The organism is Paenibacillus faecalis, from assembly GCF_900289175.1.
In the GTDB taxonomy this organism is placed as follows: domain Bacteria; phylum Bacillota; class Bacilli; order Paenibacillales; family Paenibacillaceae; genus Paenibacillus_AQ; species Paenibacillus_AQ faecalis.
Map to the genome: position 1 here is coordinate 2,658,052 of NZ_LT985747.1, position 25,663 is coordinate 2,683,714.

Sequence of the window (25,663 nt, forward strand, 5' to 3'; positions counted from 1 at the left end):
TCCCCATTTCCAGCATCCATATCATATTTGAAAACTGAAAAACAAACGGCGAACCCTTGCTGGGTCCGCCGACTAAATTATGATTGGTCTGTTGACACTAGAACTTACTTGAATTTGCTCAACTTGTCCCCGAAACGCTCTCCGAGTGTAACACTCATACCTTGATTATTCATGGATACATTCGGATTGTCTTTCAGATCAACTTTAGGTCCTTTGGACTGCTTTTCAGATCTTGGAGATGGCTCAGGTGCCTCCTCCGTCTCCTTGATACTTAAGCTAACACGCTTTTCGTCAACGTTGATGTCCAGAATTTTAACCTGAACCTCTTGACCTTCCTTAAGAACTTCATGTGGAGTTCCGATATGTTTGTGGGAAATTTGAGAAATATGAACCAGCCCTTCAACACCTGGAGCCAATTCTACAAATGCACCAAAGCTAACGAGGCGTTTTACCTCACCAGTCACGATGTCACCTGTATGGAATTTGTCCGCAGCTGTTTCCCAAGGACCCGGCTGTGTAGCTTTAATGCTGAGGCTGATTTTCCCTTTTTCAGGATCAACTTTCAACACTTTAACTTTTACTTTGTCACCTTCGCTCAAAACATCGGATGGCTTCTCAACATGGTTCCAAGCAATTTCGGATACATGAACGAGACCGTCCACGCCGCCTACGTCAACAAATGCGCCAAATTGAGTCAAACGCTGAACGGTTCCTTCCAGCTCTTGGCCTTCTTGAAGCTCAGCCATCACTTTCTGCTTGTTAGCTTCAAACTCTTCTTCCAGAACATCCTTCTGGGAAAGAATCACCTTGTTGTTTTCTTGATCCAGTTCCTTCACTTTTACGCGAAGCGTACGACCTTTATAGTCGCTGAAATCCTCAACAAAATGACGCTCAACCATAGAAGCTGGAATAAAGCCGCGGGTGCCCACATCAACAACAAGTCCACCCTTAACAACGTCAGCTACGACAACTTCCATAATATCCTGATCAGCAAAATGCTTTTCAAGTTCATCCCAAGCTAATTCCGTATCAACAGCGCGTTTGGAAAGAACAAGAGTTTCCTTGTCATCATTGATGCTAACAACCTTGCACTCCACTTCCTGACCTACCTGAACTGCATCAGATGCGTTGTCCAACTGAACAGCAGACAGCTCACGAACAGGAATTACGCCGTCATATTTATATCCAATGCTTACATAAGCTTGGTTGTCTTCCAGTTTGACGATCGTTCCTTTCACGGTGTCCCCTTTTTTTAAGGATACGATTTGATCCAGCTGATCCTGGCTTTGCGTTTCAACAGCCTCTTGATTTTTTGTTTCTTCCGACATGTCAATTACCTCCTCAATTCAAACCCCATTTATTTAAACCCGCATAAAAGCGAAGTTCAAAACATAATTGCTGTAATAGCTTTCCATCTTGCTCATGCATTTTATACATAGCTGTAAAAAACATCAATTCACGGTGGGCTTCCCCGTTGTTCGCATTTCATGAATACGCTGCATAATAAGGGAAGTGACTTTGTCCAAAGCCTCGGGCGACTTGTCATCCTTGAAAGCAGAAAGATCTAAAGGTGCCCCGTAAATGATCTTTGTCTTTCCAAAAAGTTTGTAATCCCCTACAATGGCTGCGGGTATCACTGTAGCGCCGCTGCGTAATGCAAAGCTTGCAGCACCACGTTTAGCTGCTTCCGAATCGGAATTGCGCGTACCTTCTGGAAATATCCCCATTACTTCACCGCCGCGAAGAATCTTGAGTGATGTCTTGATCGAGTCTTTGCTCACACCGCCCCGTTTCACCGGATAGGCTCCAAGCTGTCTAATTAACGAGCCAAGCACCGGAACTTGAAACAGCTCCGCCTTGGCCATAAATTTGACCTGCCTCTTTACATGAATACCTACCGATATCGGGTCCATATAGCTGGTATGATTCGCACATATCAGCACTCCGCCCTCGGCAGGTATGTTATGTACACCAACCGATTCAAACCGGTATAAAACAGCGAACAAGCCGCGAAGCACCGCTCTACAAAACTTATAGATCATATCATATTACTCTCCATCCATTCGAGATATACAGTAAGAAAGTATCGTATCAACAACCTGTTGAATGGTCATTTGTGTCGTGTCCAGTTCAATAGCATCCTCTGCACGACGCAGCGGCGACACCTCGCGCTTCTCGTCAAGGCTATCGCGCCTAGCGATATCCATTTCAAGCTGTTCAAGAGATACTCCTTCCGCTTCACCCAATTGTTTATACCGGCGGAGAGCACGCTCCTTGACACTTGCCGTCAAGAAAATTTTAACCTCGGCATCTGGTAAAACCGTCGTTCCGATATCCCGACCATCCATGACAACGCCTTTATGCATGGCCATCTGTCTTTGAAGGTTTACCAAGTAAGTCCGCAAGCCTTCGATTTGTGCATATCGGGACACTGCCGAACTGACCTCGTGAGATCGGATATATGGGGTTATATCCTCACCGTTCAGCAAGACCATTTGTCCGTTTTCATGCGGTTTTAATTCAATTACCATTTGTTGTGACATTTGAAGCACTTTTTCGTCATTATCTGCTGAAATTCCTTCTTTCAGCATCAACCACGTTACTGCCCGGTACATCGCTCCAGTGTCAACGTATATATACTGAAGCTTGTTTGCCACCATTCGAGCAATTGTGCTTTTGCCTGCCCCTGCAGGTCCATCAATGGCAATATTAATTCTGTCAATTCGACCTGTAGTACCCTGCTTGTTCAATGGGGCATTCCTCCTCAAACATGAGCCTCAAGAAAAAAGCAGGCATTGCCTGCGACGTGAAAATTATACCACACTAACTAGAGTGATGCAAAAAAGAAGGCTTTTTTTCGTCCATCCAATCCTTTACATTCGGAGCTTCAATCGGAACTCCTTCCATGCGATATACAGGTGATAGAAAAGGTCTAACCGAGTCAATCCGCAGAAGCAGCTGGAAGATCAGGAGCATCATCGCCACCCAAGGGATGCTTTTAAGCAACAGATTGCCCAAAATTTCGGCATAATCAAACCAACGCTGGTGAGCCCTGGAGTGCTTATCGTCAGGAATCGTCATATACGGCACCACCTACACTTTTTTGTTAGCGTGCCGCTGGTGAAGGTATTTTATTCTAACGATTTCTAGATTCAATCTGCCTCTCAAAACAATATCGTATCACTTTCTGCCGTTCCATATCCAAAATGCTGATAAACTTGAGCATAACCAGACTTTTGTTATTTGAAAGATCCTTTACTCGGATCACTTCGCTTTCAAAAGGAACATGTTCCAGCGTACCGTTTTTATAAGGGAGAAGCAGCCAGCATGATAGGATATCGCCCTCTTCCGGCTTTTGATCGGATTCGGCATAGAAAGAAACACCCCCACCGCTTACGTCCTCTGTTTTAGACACAAAACGACTGCCGTTCGTATGCTTCACTGCGATCTCAAGCTCTGTTTGAACCCGGAGGAAGTTTCTTCTTTGTACTTTTGTAATCTCTTCCAGATCAGGTTTGCGGATTCGCACCATGCGTATAACATCTTCATGAAAGCCTAAAACATAGGAATTAAAAAAGTTTTTCACTCCGCCTTCAGTAAGGAAATAGGCGGACAACTCATCGCCCATATACAACTTTTTTAATCGGCCCGTTCCCTCCTGAATTGGGACTTCTATATAAAAAAAGTCATCATGAATTTCACATATTCTTGATTTATAAACATGATTCGCTTCTTTTTCGTCCCCGGTATCAATCTGAATGTACAACACTTCATTCACTTTTGGATACAAACCTTTCACCTTCTACCTGGATAATATCAACAAATGTATTATAACATGTACAATAGTAGGTGAAGTGGAATTATTTTGTATATAAAAGAAACCGTCCTTTTGTAAATATGGAGGATTAAAAAGCCACCATATGAAAAGGAACGGTTTCAGATATTAACTAATGCCCGCCTGAGCATCCTTCAGAACTTCAACACTTTCTTCCAAACCGGTATCCGCGTTGATATACAATCGATACTGTGATCCGTTTATTTTCCCGCCGATCTCATAACAAAGAACATCTTCAGCCTGATCGTTCTTAATAATTGCTTTGCGGTTATAAACTTCTTCAAAATCCTTATTCAACTGCTTTCTTGCTTCATCTAGGCTGATTTTGGGCTTCGGTATTTCTCGATTATCTTTATGCTCGTATACAAAATCACTCGCCTGAAAACCGATTACCTCACCGTTATCCAATGCAGATCTGACCGTTATTTTTTCCGGATATATAAGCACTCCATCCTGTTCACGGACAAAAGAAAAGTTAACGAGGTTATCGAAAGGGTCAGCAGAGACTGCTTTCATATTGCGATACCCTTTATTCTCAAGAAATTGTCCCGCTTTATTCAAGGCTTCATCGACTGGAACTTTTTTAGCTCCGACCTGACGTTCGTCGGAATAGGAAGTAAGCAGACCACCTTTACGTGTGAAATCCATACTTATGGTCTTGCCCTCAGGAGCTTGTACCTTAGCGGTATATGACTCCCAATCTGTTCCCTTTCCGTTTTCTGTGATCTGACAGTTCGCATTGTTGCCTGCATCCGCGAATTTAAGCGCTTTACGGGTAATATCTTCTTTGGTCATTGGTACTCCAGAAAGCATATTCACCGAACGCTGCTGATACATGCTGGAGACAGAAGGCCCCCAGTCCAGTTCAGGGTATTCCTCTACCTTTTTGTTAACTGTTTTAAAGCCATCAACAATCGTACTATCTGCTTGTGCATTTTGTTTAGCCAAAGCCGTATCCACGTCCAACCATCGCAAATTATTTGCAATGACCGAATTTTGTACGGTTTGAAGATCCTTTGCAATTTCACCGGAGTTTTTATAAAGCGTCTTTAATGTCTGCAGCTCTTTCTCACTAAGCGGTTCTTTTGTCAAATCACGAACGCCTGCTTTGAAAGAAAAATTGGAAATCCGGGTAAGAAACTCCTCTGTCTTGTCGAATGGAAGCATCGCAAGAGGAAGCTGGTTAACATCGCTCTGAGCCTCACTGGTCAGGCGCCATACGTTCATCAGTCCCTTGCGCTGCATTCCCTGGGACGTAGAGTTAACCGCCAGTGTGTTACCAAGCTCTGTATGAATGCGATCCACATGAAAGGAAAGGTCATGGAAAGCCCGCTGATATTGGTTCTCCGCATTGACTGCAATAGCGTCACGTTCCTCCTTAACCTGATTTCCCCACACCAGTGAGCCGATCAGCAGGATCGTAACCACAGGGAACAGTACGGCACTTATATTTTTGTACATATTGGCTAAAGTCTCCTTTCTTCTATTCACTGCCGTTAGTTTGACTAGAAGAAAGAAGTCTTATGCATTATTTATGAAACCCGTGTGATTCGAATTTAGAAAATTTCCTCTTCCTCAATATCAAACCGGTTCCGATTGTTGCACAAACACTGTTTAAATCCTGTTTCGATCCGTCCATGTTCTTTTCTGCCCCGCAGCACAAATCTCTCACCACATTCTTTGCAATGGATTTTCACTTTAACACGCACAAAAAAAGCACCTCCATCGTACATTTCCTTCGGCAAGCAGCCAAAAGGTCATACGACAAAGTGTGCCCTTTATTGTCACGTTTTAACCTCTTCATCCCGCTTCATGATGCGGAAAGGTGATCGGTTGTTGGCCCGTGATATTTTCCCCATGCCTCCACACCATAAGAAAAACATCAATGGAATGATGAACCATAACCAAGTATGAGTTAGCATGCTAAGGATTAAATCATAAATTCCATGATACACCCAAGGCAGCAAGAAGGATAGGAGCAGGAAAAAACGGTTTGATTTTCCACCCGAAAACTTAGCTTTTCCTATATAGTATCCCATAATGACGCCGAACATGGCATGTCCTGAAACAGGAAGCAGCGCACGGATCATCATCGGTCCGAATGCAGCCTGGCTATACCACGCATACATGATATTTTCCACTGTAGCAAAACCTAAAGCGATAGCTACTGCATAAAGAATGCCATCATACGGTTCGTCAAATTCGGTATGGTTCAAAATAAGATGATACAAAACAAACCATTTAAACAACTCTTCCACACCCGCTGAAGTGATCAGCGAGTTTACAATCGGGTGATCGCCAAACCATATTATTATTCCCCGCTGCAAAATCATCACGGGAACGACGATTAGGACGCCAAGCATAAACATCTTAATGACGATATGCAGCGGTTCCTGATCATACCTGTCTTTTAAATAAAAAAAGGTGAGCAGAGCGAGACCCGGCGCCAAAGCAGACGCTATGATCGAGAATACCAGCAACGAAATCCCCCTTAGTTAGTTGCGGGCCTGTAGATTCGGCCGCCCTCGCATGCCCACAATTTCATAATTTGCTGCGTGAAAAATGACTGCAGATCGTTTCTACCGCTTGCTGCGGCATAACTTTCTTGCCGTATTCCTCCAACAAAGCATCTGTTACCTGGGATGAATCTCCGAATTCCGCCAGCAAAGCAATAATGGCATCCAGTTTCTCATGATGCTGCTGCTGAGGATCTATCGACAAAAACCATTTATCCAAATAGTGATATAGCGTACCAGCCCCGTTGACCAAATGGTTCAACATATGAGCAGCTTCTATAAGCACTTCGAAATCGTTGAAAACATACACAATACTGCCGTTTTGTTCCAAAGTAACTTCCATTTCGTAAATTTCATCAGGCATCTCATCTTCTGACAAACCACTGAAATGTTGATCGTACTTTCCTCTCGTTACAATTACCACCATGCCCTGTGCCGGTAAAGCAAATACTTCAACGGCTAATGGACCTGTGGCATCGAATCCGAGCTCACTGTAGGCCTGCTCCATCATTTCTGTAAACAGGTCATATACTTTCGGTATTTCCTGCCACAATTCTTCCTTCTGGATCCCACGTTCGCTCAGATCATCAAACGTGAGGAAAATCCGTATCTTATCTTGACTTAAGCGTTCTATTTTCATGACAGGATCCTCCTCTAGTGAAACAAAAGTTATAACATTCTTATGATTTTTGGATGATGACGTGCTAAAAATGGTTTTATACAATGATTTTATCATTTAATACCCACAAATGCACGCAAATATGTACTTAAAAAAAAGAATCATTTCAGAGGATATACTCACTCCACGAAATGATTCGAATTCATTCATGATGTTTACAAACCCGGTATAGCCGTATGAGTATCTTTTAAGATCTGTTCGACTTCCTGTTTAATGTCAGGATTACTGCGAATGAAGTCTTTTATTTGCTTCAGATTGGCTGCCTTCGAATTAGTCGATGCCTGTACCCCATGCTGATTTGTCGAGGAATGACTGGATGAATCATGTCCGCTTGAACTGGGACGCACGCTTTCTTGGCTTCCATTGCCTTGGATTGAGTTAGAAATATTTTTCAATTTATCTTTAGAGTTTCCAGCCAAATTGCCAAGATTCATTCCCTTCATTAGTGAAGCAATAGACATTCCCTGTTGACGGGATATCATACCATACACAGCGGCACCGACGATGGCACCGTAAAAAAACGACCTAGCTCTCACAAATATTACCTCCTTCTATGATAAACTCATAACTAGTGTTCACGAATTCATAAAAACTCATGCGGCATAAATACAGGAAAGTGAGATGGAATGATGGTTAAAAAAATAGCAGTACTGCTTCTTACAGCCAGCTTTTTTCTTGGCGCATGCGGACAACCAGAACAGACTCAACATTCAGGCTCGACGGCGAATAACGAGACAGGACAAAACCAAGGTATTACTGTTCAGAGGGAAGAAGAGAAACAGATGCAAACTCAAGAGCCTGAGCAAGACAGGCTGTCAAAAGATACAACAAGCAAGAATGATATACAAGACGATAAGCATCAGACTAAAACCGAAGATCAATCCGCAAAAAAACCGGAATATCACATGAACAAAGTGTATGACATCGTACCAAATGATGAAAAAACCGAGGAAAAAGTCGTTCTGTTAACATTCGATGACGGACCTAAAGATAAAGAGATGATCAACGATCTCATTGATACGCTGGATAAACATCATGCAAAAGCTATTTTTTTCGTAAATGGATACCGTGTAAAGCAAAATCCGGAATTGTTACAACTTATTCATGACCGCGGCCAAATTATTGGCAATCATAGCTGGGACCATATTGATCTAAGCAATCAAAGCTATCAGGAAGCAAAGAAGCAGATCGAAGATGTGCAGCAGATCGTTATGAAAACAATCGGGGAAAAACCTAAATTTTTCCGTCCGCCATTCGGCTCCGGTGATGATGATGTAAAGCAAATAGCCAAAGACAACAATATGCTCTTCATGACCTGGTCCAACGGCTCTTTGGATTGGGATGCCAAAAGCAAAAACAACCCTGATGCTATCATTAAAAATGTGATGGATCAGCTTCATCCCGGAAGCAACATTCTTATGCATGAGCTTCCTTGGACGGTAGAAGCGCTGGACACTCTTCTAACCAAGCTGAAGAACAAGGGCTACAGCTTCGTTGATCCGCGCAATATTGAACTAAAAATGAGATAACAAAAAAGCTTTGCTCCAGCCTCAACTTTGGAAACAAAGGCAGGATCAAAGCTTTTTTTTCAGTGAAATAAGATGAAACTCAGATGGGCAGCCTAAACGTAAAGGAATGTGAGAAGTGCCAAATCCGCGGCTAATCAAAAGCCGCATATCCGAATAATATCGAGAAGCTTTATGAGCAAGACTGAACCAGCCCGCACCATATTCTTTATAAAAACCTTCCAAACGCACAGCTCCCAACAGCGGAAGAATAATTTGCCCGCCGTGAGTATGTCCCGTTAAGATCAAATCCGCGGCAATATCGTCATGTTCCTCAATCCAAATCGGATCATGGACCAGTATGATATGATACTGACCTTGTTGAAGTTGGCCTTTAAACCGGCTGTAAAAGTGTTTACGTGTAGCAGGTTGCATCATGCCGCTTAACGCAATACAATCACCATCTTTTTCGAGCATAAGGGTCTTGTCTTTTAATAAGCTTGCTCCGGCAGTCTTGAACAACTCTTCAAGGTGCTGTTTCCCAGCTGCTAAATCATGATTGCCAAGAACTCCATATACGGGAGCAATCCGGCGCAGCAATTCCAGATTATGACGGACCCTGCTCCACGGCACTCCCCTCTCTGTTATATCCCCGCCCAATAATATACAGTCAGGCATTAGATTCAGTTTCTGAAGCTTCCGCTCGGAAAGCTTGCGGCGGTGAATATCAGACATAAACAATATACGATAGTTTTGAAATGAAGCGGGCAGTTTATCTGATTCGATGGAATCCTCACAAACCCTGTAACCAACTGCTTCCATTGTCATCCAGCCCAGCATACCAAGGGCCGCAGCTCCGGCAATTATACTTAACCAACCAATCAAAATATTTCCTCCAGCGGCGGTGCACCGATAAGTCCCCAGAAGAGCAGACCGGCCATCAACAGGATAAAAAGTACGATTAAGGTATTGACAAACCATTTGCTCATTCTAACCCGATGTGAAGGGTATGTCTTCGTTCTCGAAGGTGCAGATTCTTCCTCAAGAACTTCATGATTTGTCATCCTGGCTGACTTTGTTCTGCTAAGCTCACCCGTTTTCCCACTTCTGGTCGCAGCATAGGAAGTTTGTGTTCCATCCGATTTCGATCTACGCCGTGACCTTGAAATGATAACTTCATCATGACTGGATGACTCCGGCTTCCTTTTAAATTCTTTTTGATTCTGTGAACGTTTTGCTGTGTGTCCAGAAGCAGCTTTTTTATTTTTTTTCCGGCCTTTATGTCGGCTCTGATGTCGTTCCATTCTGCTAAGCTCGTTCATGATCTTCCTTCCTCCGAAAACGAATCACCATTCCTGAAATCAAATCAATGACAAAATGACAAAGAATCGGGGCCCAAAGCGTGCCTGACTCCATATAAATGTACCCCAGTCCATAACTGCTTAAAAACACCCATCCCGTCGGAATCCAATGGTTCAAATAACGCACATGAATAAGTGCAAACAAAATACTGGTCCAATAAGGGCCCAAGGCGTGCTGGATCGCTCCGCGGAACAGAAGTTCTTCACAGACAGAAGCAACAAGAGCAATGATTACGATATGCCACACGGGTCTTTTGCGAAACAACATTTCGTTAATGCCGCCGTCGTCCATGTTCCCTTCCGGAACAACTCTGGACAGGATCAAGTTAATGACTAGCATGATCGATGCCAGCCCTATTCCCCATAAAGCAAACTGACCGTTTGAAGGCAACACCAGCAGTTTAAATGGATTCCGATGCTGAAACAAGATCCAGATCAACCCGACGAACAAAGTTAACCCCTGTGTTAAATATAGATTAATAAGTAAAAGACGCTCGGTTAACTGATGTGGTTCAATTTTTTTAATTTTAATTTTAAATTTTTTCATGATAGCCTGCCTATATTAATTGTTGTATGAAATTGGTAAATCCGTGCATTCCAATGTCGAAAAAATACTTTTTACAAGACTATAATAAAATAAGTTGGCATAAGCATCATAGCAAATAAAACGCCCGTATTACAAGGCTTAAGCGTTTCACATGCACTTATCCTACCTTTCGCCACACCTCCAAATGCCTATTGACACATTTCAAGACGCATGATACATTATGAAAAAATTAATCATGTTAAAAACGATGATGGAAAAAAGACACTTTATACGTATTCAGAGAGCCGATGGTCGGTGCAAATCGGTAGCGTGTAGTGATCTTGAGCGCTCCTGAGATATTTCGCTGAATTTCAGTAGGCGTAATCGGATGATCTCCGTTAACAATCATGGTCTTGTTAAGACCGTTTGAGGCTGCCACTGATTGGCAGTGAATAAGGGTGGTACCACGAATAACTCTCGTCCCTTACTACGGGAAGTAGTATGCGGATTGGGAGTTTTTTTATATACTTTTTTCTTTGTTACATTACCGCGTTGACAAACCTAGGTATAAGGGAATGCGTACTTAACGTACTCCTTATCATATTTATCAGAACATCACAAATATAAGTAAGTACCGAGGAGGAAGAGAAACAATGTTTAAGGTATTAGTATCCGATCCGATTAGCGACTTGGGAATTCAGCAGCTAATGGATGCGCCAGATGTGCAGGTAGACAAAAAGACAGGGCTCACCGAAGACGAGCTTACTGCCATCATTGGTGAGTATGATGCACTTCTTGTCAGAAGCCAGACCCGGGTTACCGAACGTATTATGAATGCAGCCTCTAATCTTAAAGTAGTCGGCCGTGCCGGTGTGGGTGTCGATAATATCGATTTGAAGGCTGCTACCAAACGAGGGATTGTAGTCATCAACGCCCCCGACGGCAACACGATCACTACGGCAGAGCACACTTTCGCGATGATGATTGCATTGGCACGTCACATCCCTCAAGCCTACGCCAAAACAGTAACCGGTACATGGGATCGCAAATCCTTCCTGGGAGTAGAGCTGCGCAACAAGACCCTCGGTGTCATGGGTATGGGACGGATCGGCAGTGAGGTTGCCAAGCGTGCTAAAGCTTTCGGTATGAAAATTCTGGCTTTTGATCCGTTTTTAACGGAGGAGCGCGCTGACAAATTGGAGGTAAAGCTGGCGTCTGTTGACACCATCATTCGCAATGCGGATTTCATTACGGTTCATACCCCGCTTACTCCTGAAACCAGACATTTGATTGCAAGACCACAGTTTGAAGTCATGAAGCCGGGCATGCGTATCGTCAACTGTGCTCGCGGAGGTATCATTGATGAACTGGCGCTTATCGAAGCGATTGATGAAGGCATCGTAGCCGGCGCGGCCTTTGATGTGTTCGAACAAGAGCCGCCACAAGCGGATCATCCGTTCCTGAAGCATCCTAAAGTGATCGTTACGCCTCATTTGGGCGCTTCTACTGTTGAAGCTCAAGAAAACGTAGCTATTGACGTATCCGAGCAGGTGCTCCATATTTTGCGGAACGAACCGTTTAAAAATGCGGTGAACTTCCCTCTTGTAGCGCCAAGTGTGATGAACAAGCTGCAACCTTACTTTCCTCTTGGCGAAAAACTTGGTAGTTTTGCTGCCCAGACGACTGCACATGCAGTTAGTGAAATTCATATCGATTATGCCGGCGATCTTGCTGAGGTGGATAATCAGGCCTTAACCCGTTATATCGTAAAAGGCATACTTGAGCGCCATCTCGGGAATGAAGTGAACATCGTAAACGCCATGCACCTTGCCAAAAGCCGTGATCTGCATGTAGTGGTGTCTCAGACACCAAAAACCAAAGGCTTCACTAACCTGGTGACCGTTACGTTGAAAACGCAAAATGGGGGCGAGCGTCTGGTTGCCGGCACGCTGCTGCACGGCTATGGGGAGCGTATCGTTCGTCTTGATAAATTCCCAATTGACATAGCCCCAGAAGGTCATCAAATTTTGATCTCCCACAATGATACACCTGGGATGATCGGACGAGTGGGTACGATACTTGGTGAAAACAATATCAACATCGCCTCCATGCAGGTTGGCCGTAAAGTCATCGGCGGAGAAGCAATTATGATCCTTACAGTTGATAAAGATGTGCCGAAAGATGTTCTTGTTAAATTGACAGGACTTAACGATCTGAATACTGCACAAGAAATTATTCTTCCTTAATAAAATACCAAGCCCCCGCCGCAGGTATCAACCATCTTGCTTCCTGCTGCAGGGGCTTTATCTTTGTTCCACGAAGAACAAGATTAATGTTTATCGTTCAACAAAAAACACCCTCGTAATCGAGCGTGTTTTTTTGCTTTTTGTAACTATATGCTGTTATTTTACCGATTCCGCCGGAATTAGGATCGTAAATTCCGTCCCCTCTCCAACGACGCTGTTCACAGAGATCGAGCCTTTATGTGATTCCACAATATTCTTGACGATGGCTAGCCCAATCCCGGTACCGATCGATTCTCCCCGTACGCGGGCTTTATCCGCCTTGTAGAATCGGTCAAACACAAATGGAACATCTTCCGGAGGAATTCCTGCTCCCTGATCAGTAACGACAATTTTAAGTGCTGTACCAGACTGCAGATGAACCCGGTCTGTTGTAATAACGATCATTTTTCCTTCAGGCGTGTGACGGAACGCATTATCCAGCAGATTGGTCAATACTTGCTCCAGCTTGTCTTCGTCCGCAGACTCCAGCAATAAATTGTTGCTTAATTTATCCAAACGCAAATCGATATTTTGCTCCTTGGCGCGCACCGAGAACTTTCGGTATACTCGTTCAACCAGCTCACCAGCATCCATTGGCCGGCACACCAGTTCTGAATGTCCCGCCTCCATCCTCGTCAAATCCAGCAGGTCTTTAACCAGCCTTCCCATTCGAAGTGACTCTTCATGGATAACCCGAATCAATTCTTCACTTTCCTCTGGAGAGGCAGCCATCCCGTCAAGCAGCGCTTCACTGTATCCCTGCATCATAGACAACGGAGTACGAATCTCATGAGAAACATTCGCGATAAAGTCGGTTCTCATCTTCTCCAGCTTCACCTGCTCCGTAATATTACGCAGAACGACAACGGTCCCGCGAATCATATCATCCGTACAAAGCGGAGCCATGTGCGCTTCCCAAACCCCCTGCTTTACATGCAGGTGAGTACTCTGATCCTTTCCTTCTTGCATCGTTTTATGAAACAAGGCAATAAGCGGTTCCGGCATAACTTCGGCTGCCCAACCGCCTCCTTCCAGATCTTCATCCCACTGAAGCCCCTGCCAGTTTCTCATAATTTCCTGACCCGGCGGATTGACCAAAACAACATCCCCGTTATGATCAAACGTAATCACCGCATCGCTCATACTGCGCAACACACTGGCCAAATGCTCCTTTTCATGGTTCAAACTCCGAATCGTTGTTTCCAGTTCAGCGGCCATGTGATTAAAAGTGTTGGCCAATTCGCCAATCTCATCACTGGTGACAAGGTTCAGCCGAGTATCATACTTTCCTTTACGAATCGCATTGGCTGCCTGAATCAGCTTCTGCATCGGCTGTGTGATTTTTGTGAGAAGGAACAACCCAAAGAAGGTCGTCATCGAAAAACCGATAATCGACGCATAAGTAAACAATCTTTTAATATCTCCGGAATTCGAAAATACAGTATCAATATAAGGCAGCAGAAACAACCCAAGTGTCAGCATTACAAAGGCAACTAAGCATGTGATCGTAATCCACAGCTTGCCGACGAGCGATTTCCAGAAAACCACTTATTTAGGAACCTCCAATTTATAGCCTACACCCCATACTGTCGTAATCATGGCTGCTGCTTCAGCCGATACTTTATTAAGCTTCTCGCGCAGACGCTTAACGTGAGTATCCACGGTACGGAGATCTCCGAAAAATTCATAGTTCCAAACATCCTTCAGCAGCTCTTCGCGGGAGAACACCTTGTCTGGTGATGACGCCAAGTAATGTAATAACTCATATTCTTTCGGCGTGAGACTGATTTCCTGTCCACCGGCAGTCACCCGATGAGCGTCATGCTCAATAACAAGATGTGGGAACACGATGCTGTTGCTTGGGTTTGTTTCTTTTGACAAATAAGCTGTCGCGGAAGAGCGGCGCAAAATCGCTTTCACCCGGTAAATAACCTCGCGCGGGCTGAATGGCTTGACAACATAATCGTCAGCTCCCACTTCAAAACCTTGCACACGGTTAATTTCTTCACCTTTTGCCGTCAGCATCAAAATCGGGGTGGATTTAACTTGTCGTAGACGAGAACATACCTCAACGCCGTCTATGCCGGGCAGCATGACATCGAGTAAAATAAGACCGTAATCTTGATTGGTCGCCTTCCGTAAAGCTGTTTCACCGTCCTCAGCTTCATCGATTTCATAGCCTTCCTTCTCAAGATACATTTTAAGCAATCGCCTAATGCGTTCTTCATCATCTACCACCAAGATACGATTTCCATGCTCTGTCATCAGTAACAACTCCTTCATCATCTTAGGGAAAATTCAGAACGGTCCTCCTGCTCTTAAACCGAGGACCCTCCTGAATTTTTATAACAATCTGTATTACATTAACATATTAATCCGTTCCGGCATAGGAATGGAGTCCTGCAATAATTAAATTGACGCCAACCAGCGTAAACATAACAATAATAAAGCCGATAACGGTAAGCCATGAAGATTTCTTGCCATGCCAACCTCTTGAGAGACGCAGGTGCAAATATGCACTGTAAAAGAGCCAGGTAATCAAAGCCCAGACTTCTTTCGGGTCCCACCCCCAGAAACGTCCCCAGGCGATATGTGCCCAAATCATTGCAAATATAAGAGCCCCAAGGGTAAAGATCGGAAAACCGATAGCGATAGAACGATAGCTGATTTCGTCCAAGTCATCAGGATCGAGCCTGGACAATACCGGCTGAATCACTTGTGCCACAGGCTTGCGAATGAGAAGCCTTAGTAATCCGTACAGAATAGCACCACTAATGACCGACCACACTACAGTATTCAGCTTACGCCCCGCATTAACACCGTTCATCCAGGATGGCGCCTCAACCAAAGGGGACTTTAATCCTAAAAACGGTTGCATGCTGATCGTCTCGCTATTATGAGGCGCGACCAGTGGCGGCATTTCATAATCCACCCTTACTATTGTACTAGTTTCTGTCTCAGGGTCAATATTTGTCTGATTAAACTCGGCATGATAGCCTGCGGCCCGGAAGCTGAACACCGACACGATAAAGCCAATCAGGATGACAATCGTGAACATGCACAGTTCAAGCCAAACCTGCTCTCTGCGAGAGTACTTGTCCTTTTCGTTAAAATTGACCGTTCTAAGCAAATACATCAAACCGGCCACAAAACCTACCGCAAAAAAAGCATCCCCCAGCGCTGCGAGTGTAACATGAATGCCGAGCCAGTATGTTTGCAGTGAAGGGATGAGTGGTTGTACTTCCTGCGGAAATACGGCGGCATAAGCCATAATCAGGATAACAAGCGGCAGCGCAAACAACCCGAGCATCGTCTTTTTATATAGAAAATACAAGACCAGAAATGCGACCATAATCGCCATTGACAGGAACGTCATAAACTCATACATATTGCTTACCGGAATATGACCTGATCCGATCCAGCGAGTAGCGAAATAAAGCAGGTGAGCTATAAGGCCGACGGTTGCCGTACGAAAAGCAATTTTGCCCCACTTTTGTATATGAGTTTCCGGGTCTCTTTTTCTAAAACGCTTTCCTAAGACTGCTACCCCGTAAAAAGTAAACGACAAGCAATATAGTAAAAAAGATACAATAAATGCGTCACTGCTAAAATCGACTAAACTCATGGCTTACTCCCCCTGTTATTTTCCAATGACTTTTCATCCACTTCGATGTCCATTTGCTTGAGGATGGCCGCTATTTCCCGGCGCAGTGCGAACCAGTTCTTGTTCGTATGCGCTCCCAATGTCAGTACTCCGTCATCGATACGCAGCCAAATCCGGCGATGTTGAAAATAAAAGCCCATGATCAGACCTATCATGCCGATGGCAGCCCCTATCCAAATAAAGGGCATCACTCGATCCACACGAATGTTCAAATACGTAGTAGATTCGGATAACTCGACATCGTCCATACTCTTTACATCCAGATCTAAAGGCTTGTTCCCTCCAGCTAATTGAATATTAAGTGCATCTTGTTGGAATCGTTGTTTGTCTATTTCTTTAGGGAAGTAAAAATACTGAATTCCATCCTCCGGCAAATCAGGACCGAGAACGAGAAATAAAAATGCCGGCGCATTCGGTTCGGATGACAAGTTGGCAGGATTCCCTTTATCGTTCAAACCAAAATCGGAATATTTTTGCTGTAGTTTAAGCGTATACGGACCAACCTTGTATTCCCGCTTCGGGTCCTTGATGTTCAGTTGGAATTGTCCATACTCTTCACCAGTCTTTGAATTGACAAGCACCGGGGACACGGAAAGAAGCGCCGGGGTCAAATCATAATCAAACTGGTATGCCATGAGTCCTTTATACTTCAATGGATGGTTCACTTGAATATCGTGACGAGCAACTTCCTTAAGCTGCGGTTCTTTCGACGGATCGTCACAGTCCGCCTCACACTTATAAAGAATAGCCTTGGTTTCAAATTCTTTAGGCAGTACACGGTCCTTGAACTTGCTAGGCATATCTTCTTGGTCGTAAAACTCCACGGTGAAACCGTCATTTTTCAAATAAAAGTGTGTATCTGGTATTCTTTTGGCTTCACCTTCAGGAAAACCAATGTGTACGTCCATATGCATTCCTGGCAGTCCTCTGGCAAGTACGGCCAGTAGAAAAACAATAAGTCCGATATGGAGAACATACGGCCCCCAGCGACTGAAGCGCTGTTTCTCAGCCAGCAAAGCTGCTCCATCTGTACGAACACGATATCTTTTATTTCGAATCAGAGGCACAACGCGATTTACCCACTCAGCTCCGTCTTCGGACACTTTTGCCTGATAAGTTACTTTCTGGCGGGTGAGAAATGACATATGTTTCGGTATCTTCTGTCGGCTCAGTGCTTTATACAGGGGCAAAACCCGATCCAGGCTGCAAATGACAAGAGAAGCGCCGATCATCACAAGCAGCAGCACAAACCACCAAGACGTATATGTATGTGAGAGGCCAAGCAAGTAATAAATATGTCCCAGTTTTCCATACTCCTGTTTGTAATAAACAGACGGATCGATGTTCAGAAACGAACTCTCCTGAGGAAAAATCGTTCCTAGCATGGAGCCAATGAGTGTTAATATGATCAGGTAAACAGCAACTTTTACAGACGAAAAAAATCTCCAGATCTGATCGATGATTCCGCGGTTAGTCCTCTGTGAACGGCGTGCCACACCATCATAACGCATTTCCAGAATCGGCTGGGCTTTCGCTTCCTCGGTTAACGGCTTTCCGCAAGCTTCACACAAAACGGTACCCGTCGGATTTTGATGTCCGCATTCGCACTTGGTATCCGTAATGAAAGACTTTATTCCCTGGCTCATTTCATATTCACCAACTGTTCGATTTGTTTATCCAGGGTGCTTAAGTCCAGTTCTCCGATCGTAATGTTAACGATTTCGCCTTTGGCCGACACAAAATAAGTTGCCGGCATGGCGGAAACTTTGTAGTCGCTAACAGCATCCCGCTCGGGGTCCATCAATATCGGAAACTCCACGCCGGTCTGCTTGACGAAATCTTCAACTATCATTTTGTCTTCACCGACATTTACACCGATGACCTCGACTCCCTTGCTTCGCCATTTCTCCCATTGAGCCTGAAGAGCCGGCATTTCTCTAACACAAGGAGGACAATACGTTCCCCAGAAGTTAATGACCTTGGATTTACCGTCATAGTTCTTCAAGGTATGTACTTCTCCGTCGAGCCCCAGCAGTTGAAAGTCAGGAGCCTTGTCCCCAACCTTTGGAACGGAGTCATTTCCCATAACAACGGTTGTAATAGCATAAGCACCAAGAACAACAATAGCTAACAGAATGGTGATTTGAATAGTTTTCCTATATTTTACCATTTGGATAGCAGCACCCTTTCTATGACGTTCATCATATTGTTATCGGCAAGTGTGAACAACTCATGAACTTCCTATGAACAATTATAATGATTTTTGTCACAAATGCTGCTATCCAATTTGAATATTATGTGTCAGGTTTTAACTTTTTTTTCGATGACTTCCTTCCGGCTTGGCGGATTTCGCCATCTGTTTGAGCGAATTGATTTCATCTGCGGTCAAATGACGGTATAATCCCCGCTTCAAATTTTGCAGATGTAAATCGCCATAAGTGATCCGCTTGAGCCGAGTGACCGGATGTGATATCGCCTCAAACATGCGGCGCACCTGACGATTCCGGCCTTCATGTATCGTGATTGAGATCACTGACTCTTTGGAATCCGGATCAACATCACGATATTCAACTTCTGCCGGCGACGTCATCCCGTCTTCCAACATCACGCCCTGACGAAGCTTGTCCAGATCGGTTCCATGCGGCACCCCTTTAACGGTCGCCAGATAGGTTTTAGGAACATGATACTTTGGATGGCTAAGCAAATTTGCAAATTCCCCATCGTTTGTCAGCAGCAAAAGGCCTTCCGTATCATAGTCGAGCCGCCCGATCGGATATACGCGTTCTTTCACGCCTTTAAGATAGTCCGAAACGATTTTGCGGCCTTCCGGATCGGAAGCGCTCGTAATAACGCCTTTTGGCTTGTTCAGCATGATATAAACCTTTTTCTCAAACTTGATCGGTTTACCTGATACCGTGATCACATCTTGATCAGGGTCCGCTTTCATACCGAGCTCGGTCACAGTTTGCCCATTTACCTGCACCTTTCCTTGTAAGATCATTTCCTCGCACTTGCGGCGGGATGCAATCCCTGCCTGTGCCATAATTTTTTGTAGTCGCTCCATCTTCGTTAGGTCACCTCATCCTAATGATACCCATCGACAGGATAAATCACAAGCACGTTCCACGGAAAATATGCCCCAGGACAAGTTTCGGAATGGGGAAACAAAAACAACGGGGAAATGGAGTACAGTCGGGACAACTCTGAAATGATCTTGCTGGCAGTAAACAGCTGCATTTTTTGTTCCAAATTCATAGCATCATAATCCTTGTTAAAATCACCTTCAAGACAGATATGAATCAGTTCAGAGTCTTTGAGCACGGGTGAAGCAATTACAGAGCTGTCTTGCTTGATAATAAAATCCCAGCTCTCAGTTTTTGGTTTCTGTTCACAGACAGAGTGGTGTATGACAAAGCCATCAAACCCCATCTCATCACCTCGTTTTGTGCATGGAATGTACCAGTATATGATGATGCCGGAGTCGTGAACATGGACATTCACCCTTTTTTCATAAAAATAAAAAAACCCATTTATCCGAAGACAAACAGGCATACAGCAATGGCTGCAATAAATCCAACGACATCAGAGAACAAACCAACCTTCAATGCATAGCGGCCATTTCGAATCCCCACCGCACCAAAATATACGGTCAGCACATAAAGCGTTGTATCTGTACTTCCCTGAATGGTGGAAGCAATCCGGCCAATCATGGAGTCGGGACCATACGCACGAATCAGCTCTGTTGTGTAAGCCAGAGAGCCCGTCCCTGTAAGCGGACGTAAAATTCCTAAAGGCAATACTTCCGTCGGAACACCGAGCCATTGCAAAAAAGGGGCCGTCCATCCCACCATAAATTCCAATGCCCCCGAGGAGCGAAAAACACTGATGGCAACCATCATGCCGACCAAATGCGGAATGATCGATATTGCTGTGGAGAACCCGTCCTTTGCTCCGTCAACGAATGACTCATATACCGGGACTTTTTTGGTAAAAGCATATAATGGAATGAACGCGATAATGACCGGTATGGCCCATGCGGATATTGCATTGATCCATGTCAGCAACCGTCCTCACCCTTTCCCACCAGCATTCACAGCAAGGCCACTGCCGGCACCTGGCGGCTTTGTACGCCGAATAGTGATCGCTCTGAACCAGCGGTCAGCGATAATGGCAGCCAAGGTTGCAATCGCTGTAGCAAGAAGGGTTGAACCGACAATCTCTGCGGGATTGGCTGATTGATAGTTCATCCTTATCGCAATCAATGTCGTTGGAATAATCGTAATACTCGCCGTGTTTAGGGCGAGCAAGGTGCACATGGCCGGGGTGGCCGTATCTTTCTCGGGATTCAGCTTCTGCAGCTCCTGCATCGCTTTGATCCCCATCGGTGTAGCCGCATTGCCAAGCCCAAACAGATTAGCGCTCATGTTAGACAGTATGTACCCCATAGCGGGGTGATTCTTCGGAACGTCAGGAAATAAAAAGCGAACCAGAGGACCCATCAGCTTAGCAACCTTGGTCAGCAAACCAGAGTCTTCGGCCAGTCGCATCATACCAAGCCAAAAGACAAGTACGCTGATCAAACCGAATGAAACCGTAACTCCAGTTTGTGCACCGTCAAAGGCGGCCTTTGTAACGCTATCGATATTTCCGTTCGCTGCGGCAAAAATAAATCCGATGAGAATCATCCCCATCCAAATCACGTTGATCATTTCTCTCTCCCCCGTTCTTTCCGTTATCAAGCCCCCACCTGAGCTTAAAGCTGCTACTTCTGTCCCCCAAACATCAATCTCAGCACTTGAGTGGCTGCCCCCCACAGCGTATCTGCATGATGTCGTCCCATAGCGCTTGTTTCGCTTGAATGATGGATGACTTTATCCGGCAATCGGCTTCCTTCAACAAATACAGGCACTTTGCCAATGACACTTCCATCTAATGAAAATTCCACAAAACCCCGATGCCCGAAGCTTAAATCTGGATTTCTGGGTTGATCCAATACAAGTTTTTTTACAATGCGTTCCTCTTCTCCCTGAGCCAATGCATAATCAAAGCCTGTTCCGGTCACAAGCGAATGACCTTGCAGCTTTTGTCCTTTTACAGCCAACTGTTTTAATGGATAATGAGCAAACCCGTAGTCCAGTAAATCGGAATGATCCTTCCAGTCGCTTCCATCGTTTAATGTAACCGCTGCAATCTGTTGCCCGTTACGTGTGGCTGAGCTGACAAGACAACGGAAAGCCTTTTTCGTGTATCCCGTTTTAACACCATCCGCCCCTTCATAGAGATGAAGCATTTTATTTTTGTTACTCCACTTATAATCCCAATTCTCATTCGGGTTGGGAGCACGCTTAACAGGTGTTTTTACAATTTCACGGAATATCGGATTTTTAAGGGCATAAGCCGTAAGCTTGGCCACATCATTTGCTGTTGAATAATGCTCATCATGATCAAGCCCATGCGGGTTCATAAAATGAGTGTTCTCAAGACCAAGTTCCATCGCCTTCTTATTCATCATCAGTACGAAGCCTTCCTCGGAGCCTCCTACATGCTCAGCGATAGCCGAAGCCGCATCATTTCCGGAGCGAAGCATCAAACCATATACTAAATTTTCCAGCGTCATCTCTTCTCCAAGTTTCAAAAACAAGGATGATCCTTCTTTAGCGAACGCATTTTTGGTTACTTTAACCGAATCTTTCAAATTTCCCTGCTCAATTGCAACGATCGCTGTCATGATTTTGGTCAAACTGGCAATTCTCATTCGATCGTCCCCGTTTTTGCTGTACAGCATTCTCCCTGACGTCACATCGATTAAAGCTGCTGCCTGGGCATTGTTAGAAGGAGGAACAGGCTGTTCGTTTTGCGGTTCCGCATACGCCCCGGCTGTACTAATCAAAATAACGATAGAAATTAAACATATAAACATGGATTGAACTGAAACAAAGTTATACCGATTCATCAATTTTAGCCTCCGGTAATCCGATATCTTGTACAAGTATATGCAGTATTTGCTAAGGGTATGTCCAAGTTCCGTAAACAAGAAGAAACGTCTCCTGTATCCTAAATAGAAGGATGAAGAGCGTTTCTTAAAGAAATATCCCTCCCGTTCGAATCGGAAGGGATTGGCGGGCGAAATCAGTTAGAAGACTGGTTTTGGCTTTGAGCTGAACTGGATGAGCTTGAAGCGTTTGAAGCGTTCGATGCTTTGGAACCGTTCATTCCATTCTGAATCATGGTTTGAATCTGCTCAAGCAGATATGGTGTGGCATCAATCATGCGTTCAAACAGATGTGTTTGATTATCCAATGGAACAATATGCACACCTTCTGATCCGACGACAAGAAATGCGATAGGTCTTATGGATACACCGCCACCGCTACCGCCGCCGAAAGGGAGCGGACCTTTATCATGCTGGTGGTTTTCTCCACTGCTACGCCCAGCTTTATTTTGGGTATTATAGTCACTTCCCCCTGCTGCAAAACCAAATGCCACCTTACTTATCGGAAGGATTACAGATCCATCCGGGGTATTAACAGGATCGCCAACGATGGTGTTGACATCGACCATAGCTTTAATGTTTTCCATGGCCGTTTGCATTAACCCTTGAATAGGGTGATTGGACATGATGATTCCTCCTTTGCTGTACTTTGCAAAAATAAGGGCTTTCCTGTACTTTTATCAGTTTGCACGGATGATCGCTGTAATATGTATGAGTCTTTATGCAGGCTTAATCAAAATATGTAATGATAAATCCCAATGATACCCATTAAATGGTTGAGGAGCTGGTAAACCAGCAGTGAGGAGAGAAGACGCAAACTGAATGTATCCCTACATTTTAAATTTTTGGGATATCCTTACCTGCCAAATTAGGAATGGCAAAAGGAATAAAGTTAGTATTGACTCCCCTCAACATAGTTAGTACACTAACCATATGGGTGACTCATATAACTTAACATATGGAGGTTAAAATGAAACTAGCTGGTTTTTTAATTATGAAAATCGCCAAGGATCTTCGGTATGAACTTGCAAAGGAGCTTGAATCTTTGGATCTAACACCCGCACAATGGGCCATTTTAAAAAATATTGATATGAAAGAAGAAATGAATAGCTCCTTAAATGATAGAACTTCTAAATCCATTGCACATGAGCTTCAATTTGATAAACCAACTGTTTCAGGTATCATTAATCGTTTAGAAATAAAAAATATGGTCTATAAGCAACCTCATCCTCAAGATAAACGATCCTTTATTTTATCACTAACAAAAGAAGCAAAGCAGCGTATTCCTCTACTAGAAGAAGCAAGCGAGCGCGTTATGATAAGATCACTGTCTAATCTTTCCCCAGAGGAATATACACAATTTATTGGATACCTTCAAAAGGTGGAGTCTACATTACATCATGCAAATATATAAGTAACTCAATCTAATTATGTAGTAAGTACACTAACTAATTATTTAATAGAAATTACTTCTAAGGAGGAGTCGATGTGGCTACCATATTGGTAACAGGGTCTACAGGGAATATTGGCAGTTACGTTGTAACTGAGCTACTTAAACGAGAAGCAGAGGTTCGAGCCGCAGTGACCAACATAGGAAGGGCAAGAACAATTTTTCAACCGCACCCTAATTTAGAAATTACGGCATTTGATTTTCTTCAACCTTCCACTTTCCCAGCAGCACTAAAGGACATAAAAAAAATCTTCTTAATACGTCCGCCCCAACTAGCAAAACCAGAAAGGGATATGCTCCCCTTCCTGAAAGCTGCTAAATCGGCTGGAGTTGAGCACATTGTATTTGTATCCTTAATTGGCGTGGAAAAAAATCCTATTGTTCCACATCACAAAATTGAAAACTTGATCCTTGAATTAGGCTTTACTTACACTTTCTTACGTCCAAGCTTCTTTATGCAGAATTTGAATACTACACACCGTGAAGATATTTCCATTCGCAACGAATTATATATACCTGTAGGAAAGGCAAAAACCAGTTTCATTGATACACGTGATATAGGTGAAGCTGCAGCGGTTTGCCTTACCCGTTCAGAACACGAGAATAAGAAATATGAATTAACAGGTCCCGAAGCCCTTAGCTATGATGAAGTTGCTAGCATAATGTCTAGAATTTTAGGTCGGAAAATCATATATAAAAACCCAAATGTTTTTACATTTCGAAACACAAGTATTAAACGAGGTATGCCAAAGGGTTTCGCAAATGTGATGACGGTGCTCTACACGATGACTAAGTTCGGTACCGCAAAAAAGATAACTCATGACCTAGAAAAAATTTTAACTCATCCCCCTATCACCTTTGAACGATATGTTAAAGATCATAAAGAAGACTTTAATTAAGAAGTAGATATCCAGTAAGCGCTAAACCTTGAAAGTAAGTGGGGAACCCCAAAAAAATATACTTGGAATAATGTACAGATTCATCATATGAAACCGTTAGAATATAATGGCCCAGATAGTTTTGATAATTTAATTCCATTATGGAAACCAGGAGCCACTGCAAAGAATGGTATAATTAATCATAGTGAATTTACTTCTTGGTGGGTAAATTATTGGGTGGAGTTGGGTCGATTGAAAAATGGAAATATTGTTGAGTTAATAGCATCGTTAAAGAAGGAACAAGATAACTTTGAAGAAGGCGTCTTTAATCTTCTAATTCCAGGCAATGATGAGCCAAAAGCAGTATGTGTCTGGAATCAGGGTGTAAACGAGGATGCGTATTTGAAACTCCAAAAAGAAAAGAATTGGTACTTTCCCAATGATTATCTAGATTTTCTTCGGACAACAAATGGTTGTTCGATGTTTCAACACCCTCATTATGGAGGAGGTGTGGACTTACTCGATCTTCAACGCATGGTTAATATCCATAATGAAATAGAACAAATTCCTCCTCATTGGTATCCTATAGCTTGGACTGATTACGTAGCTGGTGCGATCTGTATTGATTCTGAGCAATGCAAGAATAATCGTTTTCCGCACATTTTTTTTCTTGATGCAATGAAAGATGTTAATGAAGCAATTCCGATCCATTGTGATTTTAAAACATGGTTCGAAAGATTGATTATATGTCAGGGTGTTGAGTTCTGGTTATGGGATTATCATGATAAACTCGAATTTAGAAATGAGAATTAGTAATAAAAAGTCGCCTATGTACCGAGAGCCATGCAAAGATTTACCTTTGAGTAAAAGTGAGCTTCAAATTGGAAATGTACTTGTGAAGACTAAAAAAAGCAGCTCGTTCCTCATCTGAAGACGGGCTGCTTCTGTTCTACCAGCTTCACCATTCGTTCC

The 25,663-nt window shown here is 43.8% G+C and carries 28 protein-coding genes and 1 other annotated feature; of the genes, 5 read left to right on the top strand and 23 right to left on the bottom strand.

Annotated features, from left to right (window positions below; translation table 11 throughout):
- Positions 1-104 precede the first annotated feature (104 nt).
- From rpsA to C8268_RS12640, 9 genes are all read right to left on the bottom strand, one after another.
- Positions 105-1,328: a 30S ribosomal protein S1 gene (gene rpsA, locus C8268_RS12600; RefSeq protein WP_106767995.1), complete on the bottom strand. Its 1,224-nt coding sequence runs from the start codon at positions 1,326-1,328 to the stop codon at positions 105-107.
- A 123-nt stretch (positions 1,329-1,451) separates the two neighbouring features.
- Positions 1,452-2,042, bottom strand: coding sequence for a lysophospholipid acyltransferase family protein (locus C8268_RS12605; RefSeq protein ID WP_106767996.1), 591 nt, complete (start codon positions 2,040-2,042; stop codon positions 1,452-1,454).
- Positions 2,043-2,048: 6 nt separating this feature from the next.
- Positions 2,049-2,750, bottom strand: a complete 702-nt coding sequence (cmk, locus tag C8268_RS12610; RefSeq protein ID WP_106767997.1) for a (d)CMP kinase — start codon at positions 2,748-2,750, stop codon at positions 2,049-2,051.
- Between the two features lie 73 nt (positions 2,751-2,823).
- On the bottom strand, positions 2,824-3,081 hold the full coding sequence (locus C8268_RS12615) for a hypothetical protein (protein WP_234032786.1): 258 nt from the start codon (positions 3,079-3,081) through the stop codon (positions 2,824-2,826).
- 55 nt (positions 3,082-3,136) lie between these two features.
- Positions 3,137-3,790 (bottom strand): flagellar brake protein, encoded by a 654-nt coding sequence (locus C8268_RS12620; RefSeq protein ID WP_199794844.1) that lies wholly within the window; start codon positions 3,788-3,790, stop codon positions 3,137-3,139.
- Between the two features lie 153 nt (positions 3,791-3,943).
- Positions 3,944-5,296, bottom strand: a complete 1,353-nt coding sequence (gene ypeB / locus C8268_RS12625) for a germination protein YpeB (protein WP_106767999.1) — start codon at positions 5,294-5,296, stop codon at positions 3,944-3,946.
- Positions 5,297-5,619: 323 nt separating this feature from the next.
- Positions 5,620-6,315 (bottom strand): glutamic-type intramembrane protease PrsW, encoded by a 696-nt coding sequence (prsW, locus tag C8268_RS12630; RefSeq protein ID WP_106768000.1) that lies wholly within the window; start codon positions 6,313-6,315, stop codon positions 5,620-5,622.
- A gap of 61 nt (positions 6,316-6,376) precedes the next feature.
- On the bottom strand, positions 6,377-6,991 hold the full coding sequence (locus C8268_RS12635; protein WP_106768001.1) for a genetic competence negative regulator: 615 nt from the start codon (positions 6,989-6,991) through the stop codon (positions 6,377-6,379).
- 194 nt (positions 6,992-7,185) lie between these two features.
- Positions 7,186-7,566: a hypothetical protein gene (locus tag C8268_RS12640; RefSeq protein ID WP_106768002.1), complete on the bottom strand. Its 381-nt coding sequence runs from the start codon at positions 7,564-7,566 to the stop codon at positions 7,186-7,188.
- Positions 7,567-7,659: 93 nt separating this feature from the next.
- Between C8268_RS12640 and C8268_RS12645 the strand changes: the two genes are divergently transcribed.
- Positions 7,660-8,559: a polysaccharide deacetylase family protein gene (locus C8268_RS12645; RefSeq protein ID WP_106769937.1), complete on the top strand. Its 900-nt coding sequence runs from the start codon at positions 7,660-7,662 to the stop codon at positions 8,557-8,559.
- A gap of 45 nt (positions 8,560-8,604) precedes the next feature.
- On the opposite strand, the gene C8268_RS12650 is transcribed toward C8268_RS12645, so the two are convergent.
- From C8268_RS12650 to C8268_RS12660, 3 genes are read right to left on the bottom strand one after another with little or no spacing between them, the layout of a single operon-like run.
- On the bottom strand, positions 8,605-9,420 hold the full coding sequence (locus C8268_RS12650; RefSeq protein ID WP_234032788.1) for a metallophosphoesterase: 816 nt from the start codon (positions 9,418-9,420) through the stop codon (positions 8,605-8,607).
- On the bottom strand, positions 9,417-9,857 hold the full coding sequence (locus C8268_RS12655; RefSeq protein ID WP_106768004.1) for a hypothetical protein: 441 nt from the start codon (positions 9,855-9,857) through the stop codon (positions 9,417-9,419). Before C8268_RS12655 ends, C8268_RS12650 begins: the two co-directional genes overlap by 4 nt.
- Complete coding sequence (locus tag C8268_RS12660; RefSeq protein ID WP_106768005.1) at positions 9,844-10,443, bottom strand: CPBP family intramembrane glutamic endopeptidase; 600 nt, start codon at positions 10,441-10,443, stop codon at positions 9,844-9,846. Before C8268_RS12660 ends, C8268_RS12655 begins: the two co-directional genes overlap by 14 nt.
- Before the next feature lie 238 nt (positions 10,444-10,681).
- Positions 10,682-10,910: a binding site (T-box leader), on the top strand.
- Positions 10,911-11,075: 165 nt separating this feature from the next.
- On the opposite strand from C8268_RS12660, the gene serA reads away from it, so the two are divergent.
- On the top strand, positions 11,076-12,668 hold the full coding sequence (gene serA, locus C8268_RS12665; RefSeq protein WP_106768006.1) for a phosphoglycerate dehydrogenase: 1,593 nt from the start codon (positions 11,076-11,078) through the stop codon (positions 12,666-12,668).
- Positions 12,669-12,824: 156 nt separating this feature from the next.
- On the opposite strand, the gene C8268_RS12670 is transcribed toward serA, so the two are convergent.
- The 11 genes from C8268_RS12670 to ytfJ all read right to left on the bottom strand — a co-directional run bounded on the left by C8268_RS12670 (position 12,825) and on the right by ytfJ (position 22,989).
- A complete protein-coding gene (locus C8268_RS12670; protein ID WP_106768007.1) occupies positions 12,825-14,255 on the bottom strand; it encodes an ATP-binding protein in 1,431 nt (476 codons plus the stop codon).
- Positions 14,256-14,972 carry a response regulator transcription factor gene (locus C8268_RS12675; protein WP_106769938.1) on the bottom strand — a complete coding sequence of 239 codons (717 nt, stop codon included), beginning with the start codon at positions 14,970-14,972 and terminating at the stop codon, positions 14,256-14,258. It abuts the gene before it with no gap.
- Between the two features lie 106 nt (positions 14,973-15,078).
- Positions 15,079-16,332 (bottom strand): c-type cytochrome biogenesis protein CcsB, encoded by a 1,254-nt coding sequence (gene ccsB, locus C8268_RS12680; RefSeq protein WP_106768008.1) that lies wholly within the window; start codon positions 16,330-16,332, stop codon positions 15,079-15,081.
- A complete protein-coding gene (gene resB, locus C8268_RS12685) occupies positions 16,329-18,017 on the bottom strand; it encodes a cytochrome c biogenesis protein ResB (RefSeq protein ID WP_106768009.1) in 1,689 nt (562 codons plus the stop codon). The genes ccsB and resB overlap by 4 nt, the downstream gene beginning before the upstream one ends.
- Positions 18,014-18,541 (bottom strand): redoxin domain-containing protein, encoded by a 528-nt coding sequence (locus C8268_RS12690; protein ID WP_106768010.1) that lies wholly within the window; start codon positions 18,539-18,541, stop codon positions 18,014-18,016. Before C8268_RS12690 ends, resB begins: the two co-directional genes overlap by 4 nt.
- Positions 18,542-18,679: 138 nt before the next feature.
- Positions 18,680-19,435, bottom strand: coding sequence for a pseudouridine synthase (locus C8268_RS12695; protein WP_106768011.1), 756 nt, complete (start codon positions 19,433-19,435; stop codon positions 18,680-18,682).
- Positions 19,436-19,455: 20 nt separating this feature from the next.
- A complete protein-coding gene (locus tag C8268_RS12700; RefSeq protein WP_106768012.1) occupies positions 19,456-19,800 on the bottom strand; it encodes an N-acetylmuramoyl-L-alanine amidase in 345 nt (114 codons plus the stop codon).
- A 101-nt stretch (positions 19,801-19,901) separates the two neighbouring features.
- Positions 19,902-20,435, bottom strand: a complete 534-nt coding sequence (locus C8268_RS12705; RefSeq protein ID WP_106768013.1) for a spore maturation protein — start codon at positions 20,433-20,435, stop codon at positions 19,902-19,904.
- A gap of 6 nt (positions 20,436-20,441) precedes the next feature.
- Positions 20,442-21,080 (bottom strand): nucleoside recognition domain-containing protein, encoded by a 639-nt coding sequence (locus C8268_RS12710; RefSeq protein ID WP_106768014.1) that lies wholly within the window; start codon positions 21,078-21,080, stop codon positions 20,442-20,444.
- A 53-nt stretch (positions 21,081-21,133) separates the two neighbouring features.
- Positions 21,134-22,324 carry a D-alanyl-D-alanine carboxypeptidase family protein gene (locus tag C8268_RS12715; RefSeq protein WP_106768015.1) on the bottom strand — a complete coding sequence of 397 codons (1,191 nt, stop codon included), beginning with the start codon at positions 22,322-22,324 and terminating at the stop codon, positions 21,134-21,136.
- A gap of 176 nt (positions 22,325-22,500) precedes the next feature.
- Positions 22,501-22,989 (bottom strand): GerW family sporulation protein, encoded by a 489-nt coding sequence (ytfJ, locus tag C8268_RS12720; RefSeq protein ID WP_106768016.1) that lies wholly within the window; start codon positions 22,987-22,989, stop codon positions 22,501-22,503.
- A 344-nt stretch (positions 22,990-23,333) separates the two neighbouring features.
- Between ytfJ and C8268_RS12725 the strand changes: the two genes are divergently transcribed.
- The 3 genes from C8268_RS12725 to C8268_RS12735 all read left to right on the top strand — a co-directional run bounded on the left by C8268_RS12725 (position 23,334) and on the right by C8268_RS12735 (position 25,504).
- The gene (locus C8268_RS12725) at positions 23,334-23,777 is read left to right on the top strand and encodes a MarR family winged helix-turn-helix transcriptional regulator (protein ID WP_158702734.1); all 444 of its coding nucleotides are present in this window, start codon (positions 23,334-23,336) and stop codon (positions 23,775-23,777) included.
- Positions 23,778-23,851: 74 nt separating this feature from the next.
- On the top strand, positions 23,852-24,712 hold the full coding sequence (locus tag C8268_RS12730) for an SDR family oxidoreductase (RefSeq protein ID WP_106768018.1): 861 nt from the start codon (positions 23,852-23,854) through the stop codon (positions 24,710-24,712).
- A gap of 87 nt (positions 24,713-24,799) precedes the next feature.
- The gene (locus C8268_RS12735; RefSeq protein ID WP_106768019.1) at positions 24,800-25,504 is read left to right on the top strand and encodes an SMI1/KNR4 family protein; all 705 of its coding nucleotides are present in this window, start codon (positions 24,800-24,802) and stop codon (positions 25,502-25,504) included.
- Positions 25,505-25,663: the final 159 nt, after the last annotated feature.